Below are 22,387 nucleotides of genomic sequence, written 5' to 3'. Positions count from 1 at the left end.
TCCTCACGTTGCAACCGGGCAATCATTGAACTTGATTGCGGTGAAGTCGGTTTGCAGTTCCTCGCCGAATTCGAGGATCGTTTCGTCTTCTTCGTCGCGATACCAGTTCACCTGCACCTGGTTGCCCGCCGCCGCGGCGCGATCCAGGGCGTCGAACACGCTGAACAGCATTTTCGTGCTCGAGCTGTTGAAGTAGGTGAGCGTGACCTCGACCGTGATCGCGGCGTTTTTGCAATCCTTGAGCCAGAGATTGAGCCGCTCGATGATCGGCGCATAAAACGCGGCGGCATTCTCGGGATACGATTCGCCTCGCAGTGACAGCACGTTTTCGTCGAAGCGGAAGTCGATTTCCGGCGACGTTGCCGTGGCGGCGATAAAAAGGTTTTCCATTATGTACGCGTGCCCTGGTCAGATGATGGTCTTGAGGCAAAACAGTGTGGTGCCCGTATCGTCTTCGCGTGGATGAAACGCGAATTCGAGCGGCGCACTGGCGTCGCGCGCCATCGTCAGAAAACCCAGTCCCGCGCCTTTGCTATCGGCAGGCGTGTCGGCGCGCAGCGACATCTTGTAGGCCTGCTTGATTTCTTCGATCGACATGTTGCGCAGCGGCTCCAGCTTCTTGCGCAAGTCGTCCACGGCCGCCGTGGCGATGGGATTCACGCATACCATGAGGTGGCGCTCGCCTTCGGCGGAAATGCACATCGCGCCTTCGCGTATTGCGCCGCCCTGGCCTTGATCTTCCGATAGCGCCTCGCACGAGTAGTGCACGATATTGTGCGAAAGCTCGATGAACGAGGAGAAGATCTTTCTGCGCGTGGACGAGCTCAGTCCCGCCACTTCCAGTTGCAGCTTGACGACCTCGCTCATCGCCGCGACGATGCTGTGCGAGAAATAGCCTTTGTGATAGAAGAGCAAACTGCGCTTCTGTGCGATTTCGAAGAAGCAGCAGTTTTGATCCAGAATTCCAGACATATTGGTGAACTACCTCAAACTCGTGCGAAGAAAAGCGTGACATCGTCACGGCGCGCTTGCGAGCCTTGCCATTCGGCAAAGGTTTCGAGCAAGCGTGCGCAGATGAAAGAAGAAGCGTGCTCGCGCTCGGCGAGAATCCGGTCGAGCGTTCGGCGTTTGCCGAAGGCGATTTTTCGCGGACCGCCAATCTGATCGGTCAAGCCATCCGTGGAAACGAACAGCAGGCTGCCGTGCGGTAGGGCGACGGCGTGCTGGGTCCACGTGTAATCGGCGAGGCTGTCGACATAGCCCACGCCCATGCGGTCGCCGGCAATGCTTTCGAACTGTTCCGCGTCCGCACGCAAGACATGCAGTGCGACCCGGGCGCCCGCAAAGTGCAGCACCTGGCTGGCGGCGTCGAACCAGAAGAACGCGGCGTCCAGACCGTCGTTGGACTGCGGGGCGTCGCCCGCGCCGTTGATTTGCCCGAGCAGGCCCTTCACATTGCGATTGACGGCTGCCAGCAGCGCGGAGGGGTTGCGCGGGCCGATCTGCTCGAGGGCCTGCGAGAGCGACGCCGAGGCGAGCAAGGTCATGAACGCACCGGGCACGCCGTGTCCCGTGCAATCGGCCACCGCGCCGAACCAGCCGTCGGCGAACGCAGCGAAATGGTAGAAGTCGCCGCCCACCACGTCGCGCGGTTCCCAGACGAGCGCGGCATCGGGCAACATGGTCGCAAGCGTCTCGCGCGAGGCGCGCAGCATGGCTTGCTGGATCACGCTCGCATACTCAATGCTCTGCATGATCTGCCGATTCTTTTCCGCCTGCATCTCCGCGACGATGGACAGCAGGCGCAAGCCGTTGCCCACGCCAGCGAAGCGGCCTTCGCGCGTCACGATGAAACCGTCGACCAGCGCCTTTTCGCCGACTTCAACGGTTTTGAACGTGAGCGCCTCGATGCTCATGGCCGCGTCGACGATCAATGGTTCCTTGTCCATGAACGCGATGCAGCTCTTCTTGTCGTATAGCTCGCGATGAAACGGCTTGCTCATTTGCGACATGAAAATATCGCGGTTGATGAGCCCGATGGGGCGATCGTTTTCGATCACCGCGAGACTGGCCATGTCGCGCCTCGAATAGAAAATCTCCATGACGAGAGAATTCGAATCCGAAGCGTCGATGGCGGGCACTTCCAGAGCCAGTTCTCCGGCGCTGCGCGGGCCTACGGGAAGACCCGGACGACGAAACTGCGCGAGCGCGGGGTGCATGACTATCCATTCCGATTAATATGGAGAATCAGCACGCTAATGGCTATTTATGACATTCTCGTTACATGGACGAGAGTAAGCGCCTAAGTTGGCTTGTTTAATACACCATAATGATCGGCGAGTGCCACGCTAACGTTTGCGCGTTTTTTTCGCTTCCCTTTGCAAGGTTTCGGTGCATCACACTTCAATATAAATTCGTCCGTCTTCGACCCTGGCCGGGTACGTGGCGAGCTTCTCACATACCGGTGCACAAAGCGGTTTGCCGTCGCGCACGTCGAAGCGGCCATTGTGCTTCGGACATTCGATCACATGGCCCATGACGAGCCCGTCGCTCAGGTGCACATGTTCATGTGTGCAGAGCCCGTCGCTCGCGTAGACCTGATCTTCCACGCGGTAGATCGCAAAGGTGCGTCCGCCGTGGTCGAAGCGCATGACGTCTTCGTCTTCGATATCGTCGAGTGCGGCTGCGTCGATCCATTGGGCCATGAAGTGTCTCCAGATTGATATTGAACGTTGTGTGCGCAACGGCTCAGGCTTCGGCGTGGCCCGGTACCGGGCGCGCCACGTGATAGTAGGGGTCGCGTGTTTGCCGCACGAGCGCGGGAATGATTTCCGCGTAGGCGGCAAGGCTGCTGCGATAAGGCGGCGGCATGTCCGTTTTCACGACTTCGTGCAGGCGCGGCAGCGCGTGAAAAGGAACCATCGGAAACATGTGATGCTCGACGTGATAATTCATGTTCCAGTAGAGAAAGCGGAATACGGGATTCATCATCACCGTGCGGCAGTTGCGCCGGTGGTCGAGCACGTTCTCGGGCATGCCGGCGTGCTGCGTGAGGCCGAAGTAGAGATAAAGCCACGCGCCGTAGAGGCTCGGCAGGCCGATATAAAGCAGCGGCAGGATGGTGCGAAAGCCGATGCAGGCGCCAATCGCGATTGCGTACACGAGCAGGCTCAGGCGCGCTTCGCGAATGGCCTTGGGCCATTCGGAGGCGGGCACGAAGCTTTGTTCTTCCGCGCCGAGGCGTCCGCACGCAGCGGAGATCATGCGCGGCAACTCGCGCGAGGCGTGCTTGAGCGCGAAGATGTTGAGGGCGAGCGAGAGCCAGTCGGTAGGGCGCGGCGCGGCGATCTCGGGATCGCGGCCCACCACCAGCGTGTCGGTGTGATGGCGCGCGTGGCTCCAGCGCCAGATCGTCGCGCAGCGGAATACCTGGAACGAAGCGATCTGATAGAGCGCGTCGTTCATCCAGCGCGTTTTGAATGCGGTGCCGTGACCCGCTTCGTGCCAGCGCGAATCGGCGGGACTGCAATAGAGCGTGCCGTAGAGGAGAAACGCGGGTACGGCCCACCACGAATGCGCGTGCCAGAGGAACCCGGCGAGCACGCCGCTCGCGACGATGGCCGCATACCAGATCACGGTGTCGCGTATGGCGCGCGCGTCGCTGCGCTGCATCAACTGCTTCATCACGGGGCGCGGCACGGCGCACCGGTACCAGTCCGCGTTGACGAGGCCCGCTGCGCGCGCGCGTTCGCCTGCACCGCCGATGAGCCGGTAGTCCCCATGATGCGGCGCGTAGGCGTGAGTCTCCTGGTCGGCCACGAGTGTCTCCTTGAAGTGTTGGCAGCGCGCGGCGTGCGGCGTGCGGTGCGCTGCGCGTGTCAACACAAAAATAGGTGACGCAAGGCCGGGGCTCAACCGGAAGTTTGACGAAATTTCGTCAGCGAGCTTTTTCGGCGGCGTCAGGCTGCTACGCGCTCGCCGCTCGTTCGCGCTGCGCGGGACGTATCCGCGCCGTCGGCCACGACCACCGGCACGCGCAGCGCGAGTGCACACATCAGCTCATAGCCGATGGTGCCCGACGCTTCGGCCACCTCGTCGACGCGCACGTGGTCGCCCCACAGTTCGACGCTCGAACCGATTCCCGCTTGCGGGCACGGCGTGAGATCGACCGTCAGCATGTCCATCGACACCCGACCCACCACGCGCGTGCGTACGCCATCCACGGCAATCGGCGTGCCGGTGGGCGCGTGGCGCGGATACCCGTCCGCATAGCCGCACGCCACCACGCCGACGCGCATGGGCCGGTCGACCTCGAAGGTGCGGCCATAGCCGATGGTTTCCTGCGGCGCGAGCGTTTGCACGCCGATGATGCGGCTCGTGAGCGTCATGGCCGCGCGCAGGCCGAAGCCTTGCACGTGCCGCGCCACGCCCGTGGGCGACGCGCCATAAAGGATCGTGCCGGGGCGCACCCAGTCGCGATGCGCGCGCGGGTGCCAGAGCACGCCTGCCGAATTCGACACCGACTGCTCGCCAGGAAGGTCTTGCACCACCGCGTCGAAGGTGTCGAGCTGCCAGTCGATGTGGCCGTCGTCGGCGTTCGCGAAGTGCGTCATGAGGCCGATCGCGCCGATCGACGGAATCGCGCGTGCGCGCTCCCACGCGGCGCGATACGCATGGGGACGGAAACCCAGGCGGTTCATCCCCGAGTTCATCTTCAGCTGGATATCGATGGGATGCTGCGGCTTCGCTGCCGTGAGCAGATCGAGTTGCTCGTCGCAATGCACGGCCACAGTGAGCCGGTACGTTGCGGCCAGCTCGATGTCGGCGGGTTCGAACACGCCTTCGAGCAGCAGCAGGGGTTTGGTCCAGCCCAGTTCGCGCACGCGCACGGCTTCATCGAGGTCGAGCAGGGCGATGCCGTCGGCGCCCGCGAGCGCCGGATAGATGCGCTCGATGCCGTGTCCGTACGCATTGGCCTTGATCACGGCGAAGGCGCGCGAGCCGGCGGCACTTTGTTTCGCCAGCTGCAGGTTGTGACGGATGGCGTCGGGTTGAATGCGGGCGACGATGGGGCGCGGCATAGGCGTTCCTGTGGGTTGGACGGCGACGGTCTAGTGGTTTGTGCAATCGTATTGATTTTCGTCCAGTTATATTTAATGTATTTTTCGACGAATTTGGTTGAAACGACTGTCGCTCGTCCCCGCCATGCATCCGGTCAGTCCGCCATCAAATGGGTATCCACGAGCGGCGCCAACGCTTGTGCGTGGACGCTCGCGAGATCGTGCTCGCCGCCGCGCACCACGTGCAGCGCGGAATTGGCGAGCAGGGCGTTGAGCCGCTCGCCCACGGCGACGGGACTCAAGGGATCGTTGTCGCCCCAAAGCAGCAGGGCCGGCTGGGTGATGCTGGCGATCTGGTTCGAAAGGTCCGTATGGAACGAGACGAACCACTCCGGGAAGGCGCTCGTGTCGCTCGCGCGCCAGTTTTGCGCGCCGAGCGCCGCGGTGTCGATGCCGCCGGACGTGACCGACGTCATCGCCGTACGCGCGGCGCTCGAGAAGCCGCAATTCGTCACGCATCTCGGGGGCGCTCACGTGTGTTTCTCCGGTGGGCCTGCAAGGCATGATGGGTTCATTGCGGCTCGTCCGCTGGCTGTTGCTCGCGGGCGCGCGATTCGAGTAGCTGGATCAGCAGGCGCGCTGGGTCGCTCAGCGTGCCCGGCGCGCGATGCACGAGGCCGACGTCGCGGTGGAACGTGTGCTGCCCGAGATCGATTGCGCGCACTTTGGCAGGCCAGCGCCGCCACGCCGACGTTTGCGGCACCAGCGCGACGCCCACGCCGTTCGCAACGAGGCCGACGATGGCTTCCAGTTCGTCGAGTTCGCTCAGGTCCTGCACGGTGTAGTGCATGCGGCGCAGGAAGCGGTCTACCTGGCGTCCGCCAAACGATGCCCGATCGTAGCGGATGAAGGGTTGCGTCGCCAGCAGTTCGGCCCAGTCGTGGCCTTTCACATGGCGCGGCACGATGAGCCGGAACGGCTCGCGCGCGAGCGTGGTCCAGCGCAAATCGCTTTGCAGTGCGAAGGGTGGCCGGATGATGGCCGCCATGTCGATTTCGCCCGCATCCACGAGATTGTGAAGCTCCATCGAAACGCCGGGGATCACACGCGTGCGGCAGCCGGCACAGCGGCGGTGGAATTCGCCAAGCGCCTCCGGCACCAGCGCGCGCTGCACGGAAGCGATTGCGCCGAGCGTGACGCGCTCTGTCGCCGCGGGACCCGCCGCGCTCGAACTCAGGTTTTCATAGAGCCTGATGACTTCCTGCGCCTGGGCGAGGATCTGCTGGCCCATCGCGTTCAGACGCGCGTTGCGCCCCTCTCGGTCGAACAGCGCGAAGCCCAGCTCCGCCTCGAGGCGCTGCATTTGTGCGCTCACGGCGGCCTGGGTCAGGCCGATCTTCTGTCCGGCCGCAGCGAACGTACCTTCTCTCGCCACCGCAACGAGGGTTCTGAGTTCGCGTATCATTCATCAATAATATTTGTGAATCAGAAAATTATATATTGATTTTGTTTTTGATTTGGCCTGTCTACCATGGCGGGATCGCTTTCGACGACAGTGGAGACACGCATGTCGCTTTCCCCCTTTCACCTCGCCATTCCCGTTTATGACCTCGCCGCCGCGCGCGACTTCTACGGCCGCGTATTCGGGCTGGCAGAGGGGCGCTCCAGCGCGCAGTGGGTCGACTTCGACTTCTTCGGCCACCAGCTCGTGATTCACGAGCACCCGAAAACGGCTTCGCAGGACCATGCGCACACGAACCCCGTGGACGGCCACGACGTACCGGTGCCGCATTTCGGCGTCGTGCTGAGCTGGAGCGACTGGGAGGCGCTGGCCGAGCGCCTCAAGACCTTCGGCGTGAAGTTCGTGATCGAACCTTACGTGCGCTTCAAGGGGCAGGTGGGCGAGCAAGCCACGATGTTCTTCCTCGACCCGTGCGGCAACGCGCTCGAATTCAAGGCCTTCAAGGACATCGGCCAGCTGTTCGCCAAATAAGCGTGAATGGCCGCGAGGCGATCAAGGTGCCGGCGCAGGCATGAACTTGAACGACGGCGTCGCCACGACATTGCCCGCCACCTCGCCTGAATACATCTGGCCCGAATCGATCGTGAGCTTCATCACGGGCGCGCCGGGTTTGAGATCGAGCTTGCTCAGCGTGGCGAGCGTCATGAGCCTCATGCGTTAGGTGAGCGTGCCGCTCGGCATCACCACGCCTAACATGCCGAATCTATCGTCGACGATCTGGCGCACGGATTCTTAATCGTGGATTAATGCAAAGGCACCGGCGCGTTTTAAGCGAATTTTAATTCTCGCTCGACATAGTAAAAGACGCCTCCCGGCGCACACCGCGCGTGGAGGCTCGAACAATGGAGGATGAGATGCGTTTTCGCACTGCTATGGCGGCGGCCGCACTGGTGTGCGCACCGGCCCTCGCATTGGCGGCCCAGCCGCTTTTCGTCAACGTCGACGGCCACCTCGTTCCGGCTCAAGGCGAGACCCATGTGGTCCAGACCTCTGCTGGCCCGGTCAAGATCAGCACGTGGAGCTGGCATAGCCCGTACGGCGCCAGTAGCATTCAGGTTCAGAGCAGCAGCGGCGGACCGCCGCCCGCGTGGGCGCTGCAGCAGATGCGCGCGATGACCATGCAGATGTGGGCCATGCAGGCCCAGATGCAGCAGTTCCAGCAGGCGGCATTCAGCGGTGAATTCGCGATGCCCACACCGATGCCTGTGCTGTTCGCGGTGCCCGCATGGGCAATGCCGGGGCCTGTGATCGTCGTCTATCCGGGGCATGCGCCAGCGCCTGCATCGGGACAACCGCCAGCGGTCGCACCGCCACACGCGCCGGCTGTGAAAGCGTAAGCACGCGCATCAGTAGAGAGCCGCCAGTTCATTCTGGCGGCCGGCAAATATAATCAGGAAAGCTGAATATCGTAAGAGTGCAAGCGTGCTGGGCTGAACAGGCGCAAGCATACATCGCGTGAACAGGCGCTAGGGCTGCTGCCAGTGGAAACGATCGCCGCGCAAGCGGGCGCCGTCGCCGTTATCGTCGAGCTTTTTATCGCCGCCCGGGAGCGCTTCGAAATACGACTTGTCGTCTTTCTGGGGCCCCGTATGCAACGCGGCGCGCGAAATGCCCGGCGGGATGGACGAGGGCGAGGCGGGAGGCCAATGTAGCGTGGCAGGCGCCACGCTCTGGGGAGAGGGCAGATCCGTGTTTTCGTTCGCTGCGGCGAAGCCCATGGCCCATGCGGCCGGGACCGAAGCCAGAACGATCAGCACGGGGAACGTAGCGTGTCTCATACGCGGTCACCACGTGAATGCACTGACTGGGTCTGTATTTTATGACGCGACTTAGCGTATTTCCAGGCGCGGGCATTACGCACAGCAGCAAGCCGGGCGCGAGCGCGCTACGTTCGTACTTCGGTCCAATTCAGACGATTTTCGGTGATTCTTGCGCAAAATGGACATGGTCGGGCCGCCTGGCGTCCGTTTTAAGCACTATTTCGAGGGAATCCCTCAAATCCGACGAATGAGTCGCGGGTTCTAGGAAAAGTCGTACGGGTTTGTTAATATCGCCCGCCAGTGAAAATGAGAATGCTTCTCATTGAAGTATCCGGCCAGCACTGGCGAGACGACCCTTCCAAAACGACATGAACAACCGAGAACACGCGCGGCAAGCGCGACGCACGCTGCCGCGACCGTTGCATATTGCGGCCTGGCTTACTTTCGCGACGGCTCAGGCCGCTGTCGCCCAAACATCGACGCAGGACAGCGCCGCGGCAAGCACAACCCAGAAGGTACTGCCTCGAGCCGCCATAACCGGTACGGCCGGCACGGAGCAGGCGCTGCCCGCCGTGAAGGTGAGCGCAAGCCAGGTCGCCGATTCGCCGCTGAACCTGAACACGCCGGTGAACAGCGGCGCGCTCGGCATGCGCTCGCAGCTCGACACGCCGTTCTCGACCACGGTCGTGACGGGCGAGAATCTGGCCGAGCGCCAGGTCTACAAGCTCGGCGATGTGTTTGCCGGCGACGCCTCGGTCAGCAACAACAGCAACGCCTATAACGCGTGGGCCACCTACATCACCATTCGCGGTTTGCCGGTGGACTGGCAAAACGGCTTTCGCATCGACGGCAATCCGTTCATCTCGTACGGCATCACCATGCCCTACGAGCAACTGGAGCGCGTGGAACTGCTCAAGGGCCTGGGCGGCTTCATGTACGGGTTCGCGCAGCCGGGCGGCCTCGTCAACTACGTGACGAAGCGGCCGGAAAAGGACCCGGTCACGAGCCTCGACGTGGGCTATCGCATGGACGGCGTGCTGAGCACGCACGTCGACCTGAGCCGCCGATTCGGCCCGGACGACATGTTCGGCGCGCGCCTGAATTACACGAAGGAAGCGGGCAAGACCTATAACGCCGGCGATATCAACCGCAACTCGGTTTCGCTCGCACTCGACGGCCAGCTCACGCGCGACCTGCAGGTATGGTTCAACGCGCTCTACCAGACGATCCGTTCCAGCGGCCAGACGCCCGCGATCTACACGGGCAGCTACACGGCGTCGAGCCTGCCCGCGGTGATCAGCGGCGGCAGCAACCTGCTCGGCGGCACCGACCAGCACATCAACACCAACCTGCAGCTCTACACGGCGGGCGTGCGCTACCAGATCACGCCCGACTGGTCGTTCACCACCTCGGGCAGCTACAGCAAGTCGGCGCGCGACCGCAACGAGAGTACACTCACGCTGCTCAACCAGGCAGGCGACTACACCGACGCGCGCTGGAACGGCGACGAAGCCCATCAGGACGTTTACTGGCAGGGCATGTTCGAAGGCAAGGTGAAGACCGGGCCGTTCACGCATCAACTCGTGATTGGCGGCGCATACCAGCACCAGACCAACAACTACGCGTTGAACTCGATCTATACGGTGCTCGGTAACGGCAATCTGTATCAGCCCAACCCGTGGCGCTTCTATTCGGGCGGCGGGCTCGAAACCTACCGTACGAGCGACATCACGCAGGCTTCGGCGTTCGTGAGCGACACGATGCAGATCACGAGCCGCTGGTCGGTGCTCGCTGGCCTGCGTTACACGAACTATAGTCAGAACAACTACGCAACCACGGGCGAAAAGACGTCCCAGTACAGCCAGAACGGCGTGCTCACGCCGACCTTCGCGCTGATGTACAAGCTCGAGCCGAACACGACGCTGTACGCGAGCTACGTCGAGGCGCTGGAGCAGGGCGCGATCGTGGACAGCATCTACGCGAACGGCGGCGCGATGCTGCGTCCGCTGCGCTCGCGTCAGTATGAAATTGGCATCAAGAGCGAACACGAGCGCTGGAGCGCAACGGCGGCCCTGTTCCGCATCGAGCGCGGCGCGGCCTACGCGAACGCCGACAACGTCTACGTGCAGGACGGCAATTCGATTTACGAAGGTGTCGAGGCGGCCGGGAGCGTGCGGCTCGGCCGAAGCTGGCAGGTCGCAGGCAGCGTCACGCTGCTCGACACGTGGTACGCGAAGGGACAGTCGTACAACGGCAATCGTGTGGCTGGCGCGCCGACCTTCGTCGCCGCGGGCCGCGTGACTTACGACGTGCCTTACGTGCAAGGCCTGCAGCTTGGCGCGGATGCGAAGTTCACGGGCAGCACGCAGGTGCGCCCAGCCAACAATCTCGAAACGGGCGGCTACATGCTCGTGAACGTGGGCGCGAACTACTTCACCCGCATTGGTGGCCACGACGTGACGCTGCGCGCGGCCATCGACAACATCACGAATCGCCGTTACTGGATGTTCCAGTATTCCGATTACATCGCACCGGGCGATCCGCGCACGGTCAGCCTCAACGCGAAGATCGACTTCTAAACGGTCGATTCGCTTCAACGAGCGGGCGCATGGCGGGATTCCGGCATGCGCCCGCTTGCCGTTTTACGAAATCGGCTGCGAATCTGGCGTGGGGTTGCCGAGATTGTCGGTGGGCACGTATTGCTGATCGAACGCCGCCACATACAAGGCCCATTCGGGGTCGCCCAGGTCCACGAGCAGCGCGCCGTCCTGCCAGATGTCGTTGTGGTCGTTCGCGTCGTTGCCTGCCTTGTGGATGAACTCGCCCTTCGAACCCTGGTTCATGTGGACGTCGTGGATGCCGTCGCCTTCGCTGTAGAAGCGGCCGAACACGTAGACGTCGAGCGACGATTGTTGCGCGCGCAACAGCAGGCGTTGCAGCGAGGCGACGGGCTCCACCTGGTCGGAGCCGTCCATCACGTCGCTGTTGCGCCACGCGCCCGTATTGGCGAGAAAGTCGCTGCGCTCAAAGTCGATGGCCGGCAGCGCTTCGGTGCCCGTGAGATCGGTCGAGCCTTCGGCCGCGCCCTCCAGCGTGGTCAGCACGTTGTGGTTGAAGTCGAACACGAGCTTGTACTTGAGCAGGTCATCCGCGTCCGTGGTGCCGACGTTCACAGCGATGTCCCAGCGCGTGCCGTTGACCGTCACACCGAAGTGCAGGTGATACTGGACTTCGTGTGGCCGCCGCGTGGCCTTCAACTGCGGCGCGGAAACAATTTTCGCCTTGACGTAGCCGTAAGGAAGGGCCATCGCGCGCTCCTCTAAGTTCGGGTGGGTTCGCCATTGTGCCGCGCGAACGTGAACTTGCGCTTACAGCGTGCGCGCGATGCCGTGCCCCCGTCGCTTTACGGTTGCTCGACTGCGGCTGTCGACGCGCTTTCACGGCGGCGCCGGCAGCTTCACACGGCGCTTAGGCCAGCGCCACGACCGCGATCTCCACGAGCAGTTGCGGCGAAGCCAGTTGCGCCTGCACTGTCGCGCGTGTGGGCGCGCAACCTTCGGGCACCCACGCGTCCCACACCTCGTTCATGCCGGCGAAGTCGCGCGCGATATCCGCAAGCCAGACCTGCGCGGAGACGAGCCGCGTCTTGTCGATGCCGGCCTTGGCGAGAAAGCCATCGATTTTCGCGAGCACGGCAGCGGTCTGGACCTTCACGTCGGGCGACGGATCGGCCGACGTCTGGCCGCCCACGAACACGAGCCCGGCGGCTTTCACGACTCGGCTCATGCGCTGATTGGTTTCGATACGAACAATATCGTTCATGTGTCTGCAAGCTCCTTCGCCGTAATGGCGAGACAGGGTGAGGGAATCGAAGGCGTCAGTGCGCGGCGACGCCGGCTAGCGGCGCCTGCACCGCGGGGCGCTCGAAGCGGTCGATCGCGAACGCATCGAGCGAGAGCGAAGGCGTGCCGTCGAGCACGAGTTCGGAAACGAGCTTCCCGCACGCGGGCCCGAGTTGAAAGCCGCTGCCGCAATAGCCGAACGAGTAGTACAGATTCGCGGCACGCCGGCTCGCCGAAATGATCGGCAGCGAGTCGGCCGTGAACGCTTCCACACCGGCCCATGCCCGGTTCACGCCCAGATGGCGCAGATGCGGAAACAGCTCGACGACGGTCTGTGCGCTTTTCACGAGCCGCATGAAATCGACTTCGCCGTGCCGCCCCGGCAGATCTGCGATGCCGATCAGCTTGCCGCCGATCACCACAGTGCCGTTGTCGAACTGCTTGAACGAAAGCGGCCGTCCGGTTGCGCCGAGCGTCGCGCGGCAGAAGGGCGCCACGCGGTGCGTAACCATCAGCATCAGACCCTCGGGATAAACGGGCACAGGCTCGCCGGCCTGGCGCGCCAGTTCGCCCGACCACGCGCCCGCCGTGACGAGCAGCTTGCGCGCGGCAAAGGCGCCGCGCGGGGTTTGCGCGATCCAGCGCTCGCCGCGCGGCTCGATGTGCGTGACCGCCGTGCCTTCGTAGAAGCGCGCGCTGTGCTTTTGCGCGGCGAGGCGAAACGCCGTGGTGGTGCGAAAGGGCAGCGCATAGCCGTCGCGTTCGACCCAGATGCCGCCCGTCACGTGCTTCGCCAGTGCCGGTTCGAGTTCGAGCACCGTTTCGCGGTCGATCAGCTTTTCGTGCGTGAAACCGTGCGATTCGAGCAGCGCGACGCGCTCGCGGCACTCTTCCAGTTCGGCTTCGGTCTCGGCAATCTTCAGTTGTCCGGAAGGAACGAAACCGCCGTTGTCGCCGACGCTGTCGGGCAGCGCGTGCCAGATTTCGCGCGACATGAGCGCAAGCGGAATCTCGGCGAGCGGGCGGCCGAGCGTGCGCACACCGCCCGCGTTCACGCCCGACGAATGTCGGCCCACGTAGTCGGCTTCGAGAACGATCACGCTCGCGCCGCGCCGCGCCATGTGAAAGGCGCTGCTCGAACCGTGCAGGCCGCCGCCGATCACGAGCACATCCGCTTCCTGCACGGCGCTCGCAGGGGGAGTACGGGCGTCATTCACCGGCGAGTTCTCCGAGCGTGAGCGGCTTGATCGGCGGGCGGATGCGGTAGTAGCCCACCTCGGCTGGCGGCACCTTGCGCGCCTCGGCGATCACTTCGGTCACGGTAAGGCCGCACATGCGGCCCTGGCACGGACCCATGCCGCAGCGGCCGAACGACTTCGCCTGGTTCGGGCCGAGGCAGCCGAGGCCGACGAAGCCGCGCAACTCGCCCGCCGTCACTTCTTCGCAGCGGCAGACGATGGTGCTGTCGGCGGGGATGCGGTTTGCGTCACGCGGGCGGTAGAGGCTGTCGAGGAACGGGCGGATGCGCATCACGCGCTCGAGTTCCGCGCGATGGGGGGCCGCCTCGCGATCGCGCGTGGCTGAATGGATCGAGCCTAGCTGTGCGGCGGCGGCGAGCGCCGCAAGCATGCCCTGCTGCGCCGCGGCCTGGGCTCCGCCGATGCCCGCGCCGTCGCCGGCCACGAAGATGCCGGGCACATCGAGTTCGCCCCATGCATCCGTTTGCGGTGTGAAGCAAAGCTGCCCGCTGTCCCAGCGATGCGTAGCGCGCAGCGCCTGCGTGAACTGCGTGTTGGGCACCACGCCCTGGTGCAGCAGGATCACATCGGCCTCGACCCGGTGCGCGCGGCCTTGCGACGTGAACGTGAGTGCAGCGGCGCGCTGCACGCCGTCGCTGCCCTGGCGGCCTTCCACGGCGAGGTCGTCGGCGGCCTCGAAAATGGGAACCTTGGCCTCGCGCAGCGTGCGGATCAGATGCAGGCCTTTGCTCAGGAACGGCCAAGAGCGCAGCGCGGCAAGCAGGTGGCGTTTCGCGCGCCAGCGGTCTTCGTGGCGCGTGGTGTCGACGAGCGCGCGAATCGGCACGCCTGCCTGGACGTATTGCCAGCCGAGCAGGTAGAGCAGCGGCCCGCAGCCCGCGAGCACGGGCGGCGAGGCGGGCACTTCGCCCGCGCTCTTGAGCAGGATCTGCGCGGCGCCCGCCGTGAGCACGCCGGGCAGGGTCCAGCCCGGAATGGGAAACGGCCGCTCCAGCGCGCCGCTCGCGAGAATCACACGCTTTGCCTGGAAGCTACCGACCTTGCCGTCCTTGAGGTAGTGAACGGCATGTTCGCGCGTGACCTGCCAGACGGAGGCACGGGCGACATGCTGCGCGCCGGAGCGCGCGAACGCCTGGACGATGGCATCGCCCGCCGCGTAGTCGGGGCCCAGTATCTCCTTGCGGCGCGCGTCGGCGCGGCCTATCGCGCGATAGATCTGGCCGCCCACGGCGTCCTGCTCATCGATCAGGACCACTGAGAGTCCGGCGTGCGCCGAACGGGTGGCCGCACTCATCCCGGCGGGACCGGCGCCGATCACGACGACGTCGACGGCTTGCGCATTGAAAACAGTCTTGGCATCGCCTTGATAATCACCGGGCATGAGCGTTCTCCTCGAGCGTGTCGGCATTTGCGCCGGGTTCGGGCGGCAGGTCCCGCGCGCCTTCCTGCGAGCGGATCTGCATGCCCGCGCGCACCGGCACCATGCAGCTCTGGCGGCTCGGCACGCCGTCGATCTCCACGAGGCATTCGAAACACGCGCCCATCATGCAGAACGGCGCGCGCGGCGCAGCCGAAACGGGCGTCGCGCGAAAGCGCGATACGCCCGCGGCGAGCAGCGCGGCAGCGACGGAGCGGTCGGCGGGCACGGACAGCGGCTGGCCGTTGAACCAGATATCGACGCGCGTTTCGGCGTCGGAGAGTGTCTTGAACAGCGGCGCGGGCGCCTGGGGAGATTGGGCTGTCATGGCGGGATTAGTGAGCGAGGATCGGTTCGGCAGCCGCGTCGGTCGCGAAGCGGCGCGCGGAGAAAGCGGGCAGTTCGGCGGGCATCGGGCCGCCCGTGATCCACGGCGCGATGCGCAGCGCGTGGGCCGCGGCGAGCGTCACGCCGCTATGGCAGGTGACGACGAAGGCACCCGGATGCGCCTCGGACTGGTCGTAGATCGGAAAGCCATCGGGGCTGTACACGCGCAGCGCGGCCCACATGCGTACGAGCCGCACATGGGCGAGCATGGGAAACGCGCGCACGCCGCGCGCCGCGATCTGGCGCAGGATCGGCGTGGTGGTGAAGTCGTTGAAGCCGGCTTCTTCCATCGAGTCGCCGAACTGCACCGTGCCTTCGTCGGTCTGCCGCACATTGATGGTCGGATAGCGCAGAAACGGCTCGACGCGCTCGCTCACGAGTACCTGGCCGCGATTGGGCGCAACGGGGGCATTGAGGCCCACGTGCGGGGCGAGCGCACGGTTGCCGAGGCCGGCCGCGAGCACGACGCGTGCAGCGTGATACACGCCGCGCCGCCCTTGCACGCTGAACCCGCCCGGCCCGGCGGCAATACGCTCGGCGCGCTCGCCCGAGACGAGCCGTACGCCGCGCCGCTGCATGGCGACGTGCAGCGCGCGCAGCAGTTTGAGCGGGTTGACGTGGCCGTCCATCGGCGTATAGCTCGCGCCAACGACCGCGGGCCCGATGCCGGGCAGCCGCTCGCGCAGTTCGGAATGATTTAGCAGTTCGAACGGATAACCGCCGATCTCGGCCTGCAGGGTGGACAGCCGTTTGTGGCGCTCGGCGAGTTCTTCGTCCGAGAAGCAGATATGAAAACCGCCAGGCTGACGCAGCGCGACGTCCACGCGCGCCTCGTCGGCGAGGCTTTGCGCGAGCAGCGGCCAGCGCTGCGCCGAGCTGCGCGACCAGCGCGCGTAGGGCGAAAGGCCGTAACCCTTGCCCTGAATCCAGACGAGGCCGAAGTTGCCGCGCGAGGCGCGAAAGCCGCCGTCGTCCTCGTCGAGCACCGTCACGCGTGCGCCTTCGCGGGCGAGCCCGTAGGCCACGGCGGAGCCGACGAGGCCGCCGCCGATCACGAGCACGTCGGGGCTCGCGGTGGAGTTTTGTGTCATCGGGCTTCTCCGATCAGGATGCGGTCCAGCCCGACCATGCGATCGAGCAGCAGCATCAGCAGGATCGTGCCGACGATCAGCACCGCCGACACCGAGGTGACGAGCGGATCGATCGTCTGCGCGATCTGGTTGTACATGGCGACGGGCAGCGTGGTGGTGCCTGGCGTCGCGACGAAAATGGTCATGGTGAGCTCGTCGAAGCTCTGGATGAACGACAGCACCCAGCCGCCCGCCACGCCCGTGCGGATCATCGGCAGTACTACGCGGCGGAATGCCGTGAAGCGGCTCGCACCGCAGGAAAGCGCCGCGCGCTCGGCGTCGCGGTCGAGGCCGACCGCCGAAGAAAGCGCGAGACGCAGCGCATACGGCAGCACGATCACCACGTGGGCGGCGACGAGCGCCCAGAACGAGCCGTTCAGGTTCAGCAGCGAGAGAAAGCGCAGGAATGCGATGCCGAGCACCACGGCAGGAATCATCATCGGCGAGAGGAAAAAACTCACCAGCGCGCCGCGGCCCGGAAAACGGTAGCGCGCGATGGCGAGTGCGGCAGGCACCGCGAGCGCCACGCCGATGGTGGCCGCGGCGAACGCGAGGCGCACCGAGAGCCAGAAAGCCGAGACGATGTCGCCGTTCAGCCAGATCGCGCGAAACCAGCGCAGCGAGGCGCCGTCAAACGGCATGGAGATATAGCCCTTGTCCGTGAAGGCCACGAGCAGCACCACGACGATCGGCGCGAGCATGAAGGCGAGAAAGAGCGCGTTGAATGCGAGCCCAAGGAATCCGTTGCGTTTCATTGCGGAGCCCCTTCAGTCGAAGATGTGCTTGAAACGGCGTTCGGCGAGACGGCTGCAGCCCATCACGATCGCCACGTTGGCGATCAGCAGCAGCACGGCAATGCTCGCGCCCAACGGCCAGTTCAGGGTGCCGAGGAACTCGTCGTAGGCGGCCGTGGCGACGACCTTCAGACGTCGTCCGCCGATCAGCGCGGGCGTGGCGAATGCGGAGGCCGAAAGCGCGAACACGATGATCGAACCCGAGAGCACGCCCGGCATGATCTGCGGCAGGATCACGCGGCGGAACACGCGCAGTGGCGAGGCGCCGAGCGAGCGCCCGGCCCATTCCACCTGCGGATCGAGCTTTTGCAGCGTCGCCCAGACCGACATCACCATGAACGGCACGAGCACGTGTGTGAGCGCGATGATGGTGCCCGTCATGGTAAAGACGAGGCGAATGGGCTCGTCAGTGATGTGGAGTGCCTGCAGCGCGTTGTTGAGCACGCCGTTATTGCCCAGCAGGATTTGCCAGCCGAGCGTTCGCACCACCACCGAGATCAGCAGCGGCCCGAGTACGATCAGCAGGCAAACCGACTGCCAGGGTCTGCGCATGCGCGCGAGCACCAGCGTTTCGGGCACGCCCAGCACGACGGAAAGCAGCGTGACGGCGAATGCGAGTCCGGCAGTGCGCAGAAAGATTTCGCCGTAGTAGGGATCGCTCAGGATCTCCAGGTAATTGGTGACGGTCCAGCCGCGTTGCACACCCGCGATGTCGCTGAAAACATGAAACGAGAGCACGAAGGTGAGCAGGAGCGGCACCAGCAGCAGCGCGAGAAAAAGCAGCAGCGCAGGGGCGGAGAGCAGCCACGGCGCGGCGCCCGCGCGCGAGTCGTCAAGCGTTGCCATGGGTGCCCTCCCGCGTGAGCACGCGCAGATCGTCGTCGGTCCAGGCGAGTCCCACTTCGTGGCCTTCCTCGGGCGGCGGTGCGCCGTGGTTGGGCTGTGCGACGTGGAGCTTGCCGAGTGAGGTTTCCACCGCGAGCAGCCATTGATTGCCGACGAACACGCGCGTCGTCACACGCCCTCTGAGGCGCGCGTCGCCGTTGGCCAGATGCACTTTTTCGGGGCGGATGTACACGTTCACGGCGCCCGCCACCTCGCGGCCTTCATGGGGCACGTGCAACATCGTTCCGCCGACCTCGACCTCGGCGCAGCGCGGATTGCGGCGCAGCACTTCGCCAGCGAGCGTGTTGGTGCGGCCAAGGAAGGTGGAAGCGAAGGGTGTGGCCGGGCGCTCGTAAGCGTCGAACGGCGTGCTCAACTGCGCGATGGTGCCGCGGTGCATGACGGCGATACGGTCGCTCATCGTCATCGCTTCCACCTGGTCGTGCGTGACGAGCAGGGTCGTGATGCCAAGGCGTTTCTGGATCGCGCGCAGCTCGATATGCATCTCTTCGCGTAGCTTGGCGTCGAGGTTCGACATCGGCTCGTCGAGCAGCAAGAGTTCGGGCTGCATCGCAAGGGCGCGGGCGATCGCCACGCGCTGGCGCTGGCCGCCCGACAGCTCCTTCGGGTAGCGCGCGTCGAGCCCGCGCAGACGCACGAGTTCGAGCGCCTCGGCAATGCGCTCCGCGCGTTGCGCACGCTTCATCTTCTGCATCTCGAGACCGAAGCCCACGTTGCCGGCCACGGTCATGTGCGGAAAGAGCGCATAGCTTTGGAACACCACGCCGATGCCGCGCTTCTCCGGCCGTTCGTTTGTGATGTCGCGGCCGTCCAGCATGATGCGGCCGGTGCTCGGCGTAACGAAGCCCGCGATCATCTGCAGCGTGGTCGTCTTGCCGCAACCCGAGGGACCGAGCAGCGAAAGAAACTCGCCGCGCTCGACCGAGAGGTCGAGCTGCTCGATCGCCGTGAAGTCGCCGTAGCGCTTCGAGATGCCTTGCAGGGTGAGGAAGCTCATGAGCGTCGGTCCTCGCTGTGCGTTGGGTGCGGGGCGGAGAGCGCGCGCATCAGCGCTCGACCGAACGGTTCCAGCGCTCGGTCCACTCGGTGCGATGCTCGTTGATGGTGGTCCAGTCCATCGCCGTGAGCTTCGCGATCTGGTCAGGACCGTAAGGCACGCGCGCGGCCACTTCAGGCGTGAGCTTGACGTTCTTGTTGACGGGGCCGAGGCCGATGTCCGCCGCCTGCTGCGCCTGCACCTCGGGGCTCAACAGGAACTGGATGAACTGCTGCGAGAGCTGCGGCTGGGCGTTCTGGGCAATGGAGCACGCGGCCACCTGCAGCGCCACGCCGCCTTCCTTCGGGTAGGTGAACTTGAGCGGGAAGCCGGTGTTTTGCAGTGCCACCGCGCGGCCGCTGCCGTAAGGCGCGATGATCACGTCGCCGGACTGCATGAGGCCGTCCATTTCGCCGGGCGTGGGTGCCCACGAAAGCACGTTGGGCGCGACCTGCTTCGTCATGGCCTTGAAGCCGGGGTCGATGTCCTTCTCGCCGCCGCCGTTCAGGCGCGCGAGCATCACGAGCGTATGCAGGCCGTAAGTGTTGGTGATGGGCGGCACGCCGAGCTTGCCCTTCACGCGCGCGTCTTCGAGCGACTTCCACGAATCGGGCGCGGGCAGGCCGAGCTTTTTGAACGCCTGTTCGTTATAGCCGATGCCGGTCGCCACCATGCCCACGCCCACGGCGGTCGGGCCGATGTGCGCGAGCGGATAGAGGTCCTTCATGACCGGGGCGTCGTCGAGCTTGCCGCACAGGCCGAGTTGCATCGCCTGATACATCGGGCCGTCGTCCATCACGGCGACGTTGATCTGCTCGTGGCCCTTTTGCGCCTGGAGCTTGGCGAGCGTGTCGCTCGAATTGCCCGCTACGTACACGATCTTGACGTCATGCGCCTTTTCGAACGCCGGGATGATCTTCTGACGATAGAGCTGCTCGTTGGAGCCGCCGACGTTGGCGACATACAGCGTGGTTTCGGCCTGGGCGAGCGAGGCCGCGGCGAGCGTGCCGGCGACGGCAAGTGCGACGAATGCGGCTTTGGGAGGGAAGGTTGAACGACGGCGCATCGCGGCTCTCATGACGACGATCTCCATTCGAATGTGGGGAGCGGCGAACCGGACAGTGCGCCGATGCATCGCAGTCTGTGCCGGGCTGGCCATATCGTCCAATACGAATAAAATGCCAACCTATACGGGAATGATATGGACCAGGGTTAGGCCCTGGCGCACGAATCAGGGTTAAGCCCAGGAGAGATCACCTTGAATCTGAAGCACGTCGAGGCGTTTCGCGCGGTGATGGTGTCAGGCTCGATGACGGCCGCCGCGAAGGCGCTCTACACCTCCCAGCCCAACGTGAGCCGCCTGATCGGGCAACTGGAGCGCGAGACCGGGCTTACGCTGTTTCAGCGCGTGGGCATCCGCCTGATTCCCACGAGCGAGGGCAATGCGTTTTTTCGCGAAGTCGAGCGCGCGTACGTGGGCCTGCAGGGACTCAGTAACGCCGCCGCGCAAATCCGCAATCTCGGCAGCGGGCGTTTGCGCATTGCCGCCATGCCTTCCGCAGGGCTCACGCTCGTGCCACACGCCATCGACAAGTTTCGCCGCCTCTTTCCGGGCGTGACGGTCTCGCTGCACGTGAATACGTCGGGCACGGTGAACCACTGGACCGGCTCGCAGTTCTGCGATCTGGGTGTGGCGGTGTACATCAGCGAAGCGTCGAACTGCGAGGTCGAACTGCTTTCGAAGGTTGCGGCCGTCTGCGTGATGCCTGCCACGCATGCGCTCGCGAAAAAGGCCACGATCCGGCCTGCCGACCTGGAAGGTGAATCGTTCATCTCGCTGTGCCACGGCGACGGCACGCGTACGCAAATGGACGAAGTGTTCCAGCGTGCGGGCGTAGAGCGCGTGCTCGCCATCGAGGCCCAGTACACGGCGATCTGCTGCGAGATGGTCCGCTGCGGCATGGGCGTGACGCTCGCGCATCCCATCGTCGCGCGCGATTTCGCGGGGCCGGACATCGCGATCCGGCCGTTCTCGCCGGCGGTGCTGTTCCCCACATACCTGCTGTTTCCGCCGAATCGGCCGCGCGAGCGTCTCGTGGCCGAATTCGTCGAGGTGCTTCGCGAGCACCACGACGGTTTGATTGCGCAGATGAAAACCGCCGATCGCGAGCCCGCGCGCAAACGCGCGAAGAAAGCGGCGGCTTGACGGCGGCTTGAGGCGCGCGCTCAGGCGTTGCTCTTCGCGCCGCGCTTCTTCTGCGCCGCGCGTTCCACGAGATGTTCGACCATGCGCTGCGCCGCGGGCTGAAGCGTGTCGAACGCACGAAAGCAGACGATGAAACGCCGCCGCGCCCAGGCGTCGGTGAGGGGAATGGTGTGCACGTCCATGATGCGCCGGTAGGTGTTGCTCACCTCCTGGGGCACGACGCTGATGCCGAGATTGGCGGCCACCACGCGAAACGCAGCGTCGAGCGTCGAGACCACCGCGCGATAGGCGACCGTGCGCCCGCCGCGCGCCGCCGACTGCCGCAGCATCGTATGCACGGCCGTGGAGGTCGGCAGGCCCACGTGCTCGTAATCGAGTGTTTCCTCGAAGGCAATCGTACGGCGTTTCGCGAGCGGGTGCTCGGGATGCACGGCGAGCACCAGCCGGTCTTCGCGCCAGGGGCGCGATTGCAGCCCCCCGAGATCAACGTTGTCCCAGCACACGCCTAGCGAGGCCGCGCCGTCGCGCACACGTTCCACGAGTTCGTGCGAGGTACGCTCTTCCACGTTCACGCGAATGTTCTTGTAGGCAGGCAAGCGCATGAACGACGCGAGATCGTCGAGCAGGGCCTCGGCGATCGCGGAGGCCGAGGCGCACACGCTCACGCTGCCCGAGAGGCCGCTGCCGAGCGCGGCGACGTCGCTGGCCGCGCGCTCGAGCGTGAAGATCACGCTGCGCGCGTGTTCGAGCAGAGCGACGCCTGCCGCTGTGGGTTGCACGCCGCGGCGCGAGCGTGTGAGCAGCGGCACGCCGAATTCGCTTTCGAGCTGGGCGATGCGCTTGCTGATGGCCGAGGGCTCGATGTGTTCCTCGCGCGCCGCGCGCCCCATGTTGCCGTACTCGCACACGCTCACGAGAAGGCGAAGGGTCTTGAGGTCGATGTCGTGCACGGTGTCTCCTGACTGCGTTCTGTATGTTTCCAGATTGGAATCCTAAAGCTTCCAAAATACCGCTTTATGTATTTTGCGGAATGCCTAAAGTTAGCACATCGCTGGAGACAACAACGGA

General features: G+C 64.7%; 25 protein-coding genes and 1 pseudogene. 5 read left to right on the top strand and 21 right to left on the bottom strand.

Translation table 11 applies throughout. The features are described from left to right. Nucleotides 1–3: 3 nt before the first annotated feature. The 8 genes from AB3X99_RS27290 to AB3X99_RS27255 form a co-directional block, all read right to left on the bottom strand. Nucleotides 4–390: a DUF1987 domain-containing protein gene (locus AB3X99_RS27290; RefSeq protein ID WP_368618670.1), complete on the bottom strand. Its 387-nt coding sequence runs from the start codon at nucleotides 388–390 to the stop codon at nucleotides 4–6. An 18-nt stretch (nucleotides 391–408) separates the two neighbouring features. Next, a complete protein-coding gene (locus AB3X99_RS27285) occupies nucleotides 409–972 on the bottom strand; it encodes a SiaB family protein kinase (protein WP_069263628.1) in 564 nt (187 codons plus the stop codon). 14 nt (nucleotides 973–986) lie between these two features. Beyond that, a complete protein-coding gene (locus tag AB3X99_RS27280; RefSeq protein WP_368618669.1) occupies nucleotides 987–2,219 on the bottom strand; it encodes a SpoIIE family protein phosphatase in 1,233 nt (410 codons plus the stop codon). A 177-nt stretch (nucleotides 2,220–2,396) separates the two neighbouring features. Beyond that, complete coding sequence (locus tag AB3X99_RS27275) at nucleotides 2,397–2,705, bottom strand: non-heme iron oxygenase ferredoxin subunit (protein ID WP_069263630.1); 309 nt, start codon at nucleotides 2,703–2,705, stop codon at nucleotides 2,397–2,399. A 43-nt stretch (nucleotides 2,706–2,748) separates the two neighbouring features. Then, nucleotides 2,749–3,819, bottom strand: coding sequence for a fatty acid desaturase family protein (locus AB3X99_RS27270; RefSeq protein WP_368618668.1), 1,071 nt, complete (start codon nucleotides 3,817–3,819; stop codon nucleotides 2,749–2,751). Between the two features lie 140 nt (nucleotides 3,820–3,959). Continuing rightward, nucleotides 3,960–5,081, bottom strand: a complete 1,122-nt coding sequence (gene alr / locus AB3X99_RS27265) for an alanine racemase (RefSeq protein WP_368618667.1) — start codon at nucleotides 5,079–5,081, stop codon at nucleotides 3,960–3,962. A 134-nt stretch (nucleotides 5,082–5,215) separates the two neighbouring features. Further along, nucleotides 5,216–5,575 carry an alpha/beta fold hydrolase gene (locus tag AB3X99_RS27260; protein WP_368610299.1) on the bottom strand — a complete coding sequence of 120 codons (360 nt, stop codon included), beginning with the start codon at nucleotides 5,573–5,575 and terminating at the stop codon, nucleotides 5,216–5,218. 56 nt (nucleotides 5,576–5,631) lie between these two features. After that, a complete protein-coding gene (locus AB3X99_RS27255; RefSeq protein ID WP_368618666.1) occupies nucleotides 5,632–6,525 on the bottom strand; it encodes a LysR family transcriptional regulator in 894 nt (297 codons plus the stop codon). A 102-nt stretch (nucleotides 6,526–6,627) separates the two neighbouring features. Between AB3X99_RS27255 and AB3X99_RS27250 the strand changes: the two genes are divergently transcribed. Further along, nucleotides 6,628–7,053 carry a VOC family protein gene (locus tag AB3X99_RS27250; RefSeq protein WP_069263638.1) on the top strand — a complete coding sequence of 142 codons (426 nt, stop codon included), beginning with the start codon at nucleotides 6,628–6,630 and terminating at the stop codon, nucleotides 7,051–7,053. A gap of 21 nt (nucleotides 7,054–7,074) precedes the next feature. Here the strand turns inward: AB3X99_RS27250 and AB3X99_RS27245 are convergent, their stop codons facing one another. Beyond that, a complete protein-coding gene (locus AB3X99_RS27245) occupies nucleotides 7,075–7,227 on the bottom strand; it encodes a hypothetical protein (protein WP_342949108.1) in 153 nt (50 codons plus the stop codon). Here AB3X99_RS27245 and AB3X99_RS27240 point away from each other — a divergent pair. Both AB3X99_RS27240 and AB3X99_RS27235 read left to right on the top strand, forming a co-directional pair. Next, nucleotides 7,205–7,309 (top strand): annotated as a pseudogene (locus AB3X99_RS27240) (choloylglycine hydrolase); the annotation flags it as partial. The gene AB3X99_RS27245 and the pseudogene AB3X99_RS27240 overlap by 23 nt on opposite strands. 127 nt (nucleotides 7,310–7,436) lie before the next feature. Continuing rightward, nucleotides 7,437–7,919, top strand: a complete 483-nt coding sequence (locus AB3X99_RS27235) for a hypothetical protein (RefSeq protein ID WP_368618665.1) — start codon at nucleotides 7,437–7,439, stop codon at nucleotides 7,917–7,919. Nucleotides 7,920–8,048: 129 nt separating this feature from the next. On the opposite strand, the gene AB3X99_RS27230 is transcribed toward AB3X99_RS27235, so the two are convergent. Then, on the bottom strand, nucleotides 8,049–8,360 hold the full coding sequence (locus AB3X99_RS27230; RefSeq protein WP_342948895.1) for a hypothetical protein: 312 nt from the start codon (nucleotides 8,358–8,360) through the stop codon (nucleotides 8,049–8,051). A gap of 350 nt (nucleotides 8,361–8,710) precedes the next feature. Here AB3X99_RS27230 and AB3X99_RS27225 point away from each other — a divergent pair, with 350 nt between their 5' ends. Continuing rightward, nucleotides 8,711–10,921 (top strand): TonB-dependent siderophore receptor, encoded by a 2,211-nt coding sequence (locus tag AB3X99_RS27225; protein ID WP_368618664.1) that lies wholly within the window; start codon nucleotides 8,711–8,713, stop codon nucleotides 10,919–10,921. A 63-nt stretch (nucleotides 10,922–10,984) separates the two neighbouring features. Here the strand turns inward: AB3X99_RS27225 and AB3X99_RS27220 are convergent, their stop codons facing one another. The 10 genes from AB3X99_RS27220 to AB3X99_RS27175 form a co-directional block, all read right to left on the bottom strand. Further along, on the bottom strand, nucleotides 10,985–11,650 hold the full coding sequence (locus AB3X99_RS27220) for a DUF2278 family protein (protein WP_069263645.1): 666 nt from the start codon (nucleotides 11,648–11,650) through the stop codon (nucleotides 10,985–10,987). A 160-nt stretch (nucleotides 11,651–11,810) separates the two neighbouring features. Beyond that, complete coding sequence (locus tag AB3X99_RS27215; protein ID WP_069263647.1) at nucleotides 11,811–12,164, bottom strand: RidA family protein; 354 nt, start codon at nucleotides 12,162–12,164, stop codon at nucleotides 11,811–11,813. Between the two features lie 55 nt (nucleotides 12,165–12,219). Next, on the bottom strand, nucleotides 12,220–13,401 hold the full coding sequence (locus tag AB3X99_RS27210) for an NAD(P)/FAD-dependent oxidoreductase (RefSeq protein ID WP_368618663.1): 1,182 nt from the start codon (nucleotides 13,399–13,401) through the stop codon (nucleotides 12,220–12,222). Next, a complete protein-coding gene (locus AB3X99_RS27205; RefSeq protein WP_368618662.1) occupies nucleotides 13,394–14,824 on the bottom strand; it encodes an FAD-dependent oxidoreductase in 1,431 nt (476 codons plus the stop codon). Before AB3X99_RS27205 ends, AB3X99_RS27210 begins: the two co-directional genes overlap by 8 nt. After that, complete coding sequence (locus tag AB3X99_RS27200) at nucleotides 14,814–15,188, bottom strand: (2Fe-2S)-binding protein (protein ID WP_368618661.1); 375 nt, start codon at nucleotides 15,186–15,188, stop codon at nucleotides 14,814–14,816. Before AB3X99_RS27200 ends, AB3X99_RS27205 begins: the two co-directional genes overlap by 11 nt. Nucleotides 15,189–15,195: 7 nt before the next feature. After that, the gene (locus tag AB3X99_RS27195; protein ID WP_368618660.1) at nucleotides 15,196–16,338 is read right to left on the bottom strand and encodes an NAD(P)/FAD-dependent oxidoreductase; all 1,143 of its coding nucleotides are present in this window, start codon (nucleotides 16,336–16,338) and stop codon (nucleotides 15,196–15,198) included. Further along, a complete protein-coding gene (locus AB3X99_RS27190; RefSeq protein ID WP_342948888.1) occupies nucleotides 16,335–17,132 on the bottom strand; it encodes an ABC transporter permease in 798 nt (265 codons plus the stop codon). The genes AB3X99_RS27195 and AB3X99_RS27190 overlap by 4 nt, the downstream gene beginning before the upstream one ends. Nucleotides 17,133–17,144: 12 nt before the next feature. Next, nucleotides 17,145–18,017, bottom strand: coding sequence for an ABC transporter permease (locus AB3X99_RS27185; protein WP_368618659.1), 873 nt, complete (start codon nucleotides 18,015–18,017; stop codon nucleotides 17,145–17,147). Continuing rightward, nucleotides 18,004–19,074, bottom strand: a complete 1,071-nt coding sequence (locus tag AB3X99_RS27180; RefSeq protein ID WP_368602571.1) for an ABC transporter ATP-binding protein — start codon at nucleotides 19,072–19,074, stop codon at nucleotides 18,004–18,006. Before AB3X99_RS27180 ends, AB3X99_RS27185 begins: the two co-directional genes overlap by 14 nt. Before the next feature lie 49 nt (nucleotides 19,075–19,123). After that, nucleotides 19,124–20,191 carry an ABC transporter substrate-binding protein gene (locus AB3X99_RS27175; RefSeq protein WP_368618658.1) on the bottom strand — a complete coding sequence of 356 codons (1,068 nt, stop codon included), beginning with the start codon at nucleotides 20,189–20,191 and terminating at the stop codon, nucleotides 19,124–19,126. 180 nt (nucleotides 20,192–20,371) lie between these two features. Here AB3X99_RS27175 and AB3X99_RS27170 point away from each other — a divergent pair, with 180 nt between their 5' ends. Beyond that, nucleotides 20,372–21,319: a LysR substrate-binding domain-containing protein gene (locus tag AB3X99_RS27170; protein ID WP_069263667.1), complete on the top strand. Its 948-nt coding sequence runs from the start codon at nucleotides 20,372–20,374 to the stop codon at nucleotides 21,317–21,319. Between the two features lie 20 nt (nucleotides 21,320–21,339). Here the strand turns inward: AB3X99_RS27170 and AB3X99_RS27165 are convergent, their stop codons facing one another. After that, nucleotides 21,340–22,269, bottom strand: coding sequence for a LysR family transcriptional regulator (locus AB3X99_RS27165; RefSeq protein ID WP_368618657.1), 930 nt, complete (start codon nucleotides 22,267–22,269; stop codon nucleotides 21,340–21,342). Nucleotides 22,270–22,387: the final 118 nt, after the last annotated feature.

It is taken from the genome of Paraburkholderia sp. BR10882 (assembly GCF_040948855.1).
GTDB lineage: Bacteria > Pseudomonadota > Gammaproteobacteria > Burkholderiales > Burkholderiaceae > Paraburkholderia > Paraburkholderia nodosa_A.
The sequence above is the reverse complement of the archived record's forward strand: the minus strand, read 5'-3'. Positions and strand labels throughout refer to the sequence as shown.

Coding starts and splice junctions, on each gene's coding strand:
- AB3X99_RS27245 (WP_342949108.1), bottom strand. CDS start 7,227: ATGACGCTCGCCACGCTGAGCAAGCTCGATCTCAAACCCGGCGCGCCC.
- AB3X99_RS27195 (WP_368618660.1), bottom strand. CDS start 16,338: ATGACACAAAACTCCACCGCGAGCCCCGACGTGCTCGTGATCGGCGGC.
- AB3X99_RS27285 (WP_069263628.1), bottom strand. CDS start 972: ATGTCTGGAATTCTGGATCAAAACTGCTGCTTCTTCGAAATCGCACAG.
- AB3X99_RS27190 (WP_342948888.1), bottom strand. CDS start 17,132: ATGAAACGCAACGGATTCCTTGGGCTCGCATTCAACGCGCTCTTTCTC.
- AB3X99_RS27185 (WP_368618659.1), bottom strand. CDS start 18,017: ATGGCAACGCTTGACGACTCGCGCGCGGGCGCCGCGCCGTGGCTGCTC.
- AB3X99_RS27235 (WP_368618665.1), top strand. CDS start 7,437: ATGCGTTTTCGCACTGCTATGGCGGCGGCCGCACTGGTGTGCGCACCG.
- AB3X99_RS27215 (WP_069263647.1), bottom strand. CDS start 12,164: ATGAACGATATTGTTCGTATCGAAACCAATCAGCGCATGAGCCGAGTC.
- AB3X99_RS27280 (WP_368618669.1), bottom strand. CDS start 2,219: ATGCACCCCGCGCTCGCGCAGTTTCGTCGTCCGGGTCTTCCCGTAGGC.
- AB3X99_RS27200 (WP_368618661.1), bottom strand. CDS start 15,188: ATGACAGCCCAATCTCCCCAGGCGCCCGCGCCGCTGTTCAAGACACTC.
- AB3X99_RS27205 (WP_368618662.1), bottom strand. CDS start 14,824: ATGCCCGGTGATTATCAAGGCGATGCCAAGACTGTTTTCAATGCGCAA.
- AB3X99_RS27180 (WP_368602571.1), bottom strand. CDS start 19,074: ATGAGCTTCCTCACCCTGCAAGGCATCTCGAAGCGCTACGGCGACTTC.
- AB3X99_RS27175 (WP_368618658.1), bottom strand. CDS start 20,191: ATGAGAGCCGCGATGCGCCGTCGTTCAACCTTCCCTCCCAAAGCCGCA.
- AB3X99_RS27290 (WP_368618670.1), bottom strand. CDS start 390: ATGGAAAACCTTTTTATCGCCGCCACGGCAACGTCGCCGGAAATCGAC.
- alr (WP_368618667.1), bottom strand. CDS start 5,081: ATGCCGCGCCCCATCGTCGCCCGCATTCAACCCGACGCCATCCGTCAC.
- AB3X99_RS27255 (WP_368618666.1), bottom strand. CDS start 6,525: ATGATACGCGAACTCAGAACCCTCGTTGCGGTGGCGAGAGAAGGTACG.
- AB3X99_RS27230 (WP_342948895.1), bottom strand. CDS start 8,360: ATGAGACACGCTACGTTCCCCGTGCTGATCGTTCTGGCTTCGGTCCCG.
- AB3X99_RS27250 (WP_069263638.1), top strand. CDS start 6,628: ATGTCGCTTTCCCCCTTTCACCTCGCCATTCCCGTTTATGACCTCGCC.
- AB3X99_RS27220 (WP_069263645.1), bottom strand. CDS start 11,650: ATGGCCCTTCCTTACGGCTACGTCAAGGCGAAAATTGTTTCCGCGCCG.
- AB3X99_RS27225 (WP_368618664.1), top strand. CDS start 8,711: ATGAACAACCGAGAACACGCGCGGCAAGCGCGACGCACGCTGCCGCGA.
- AB3X99_RS27275 (WP_069263630.1), bottom strand. CDS start 2,705: ATGGCCCAATGGATCGACGCAGCCGCACTCGACGATATCGAAGACGAA.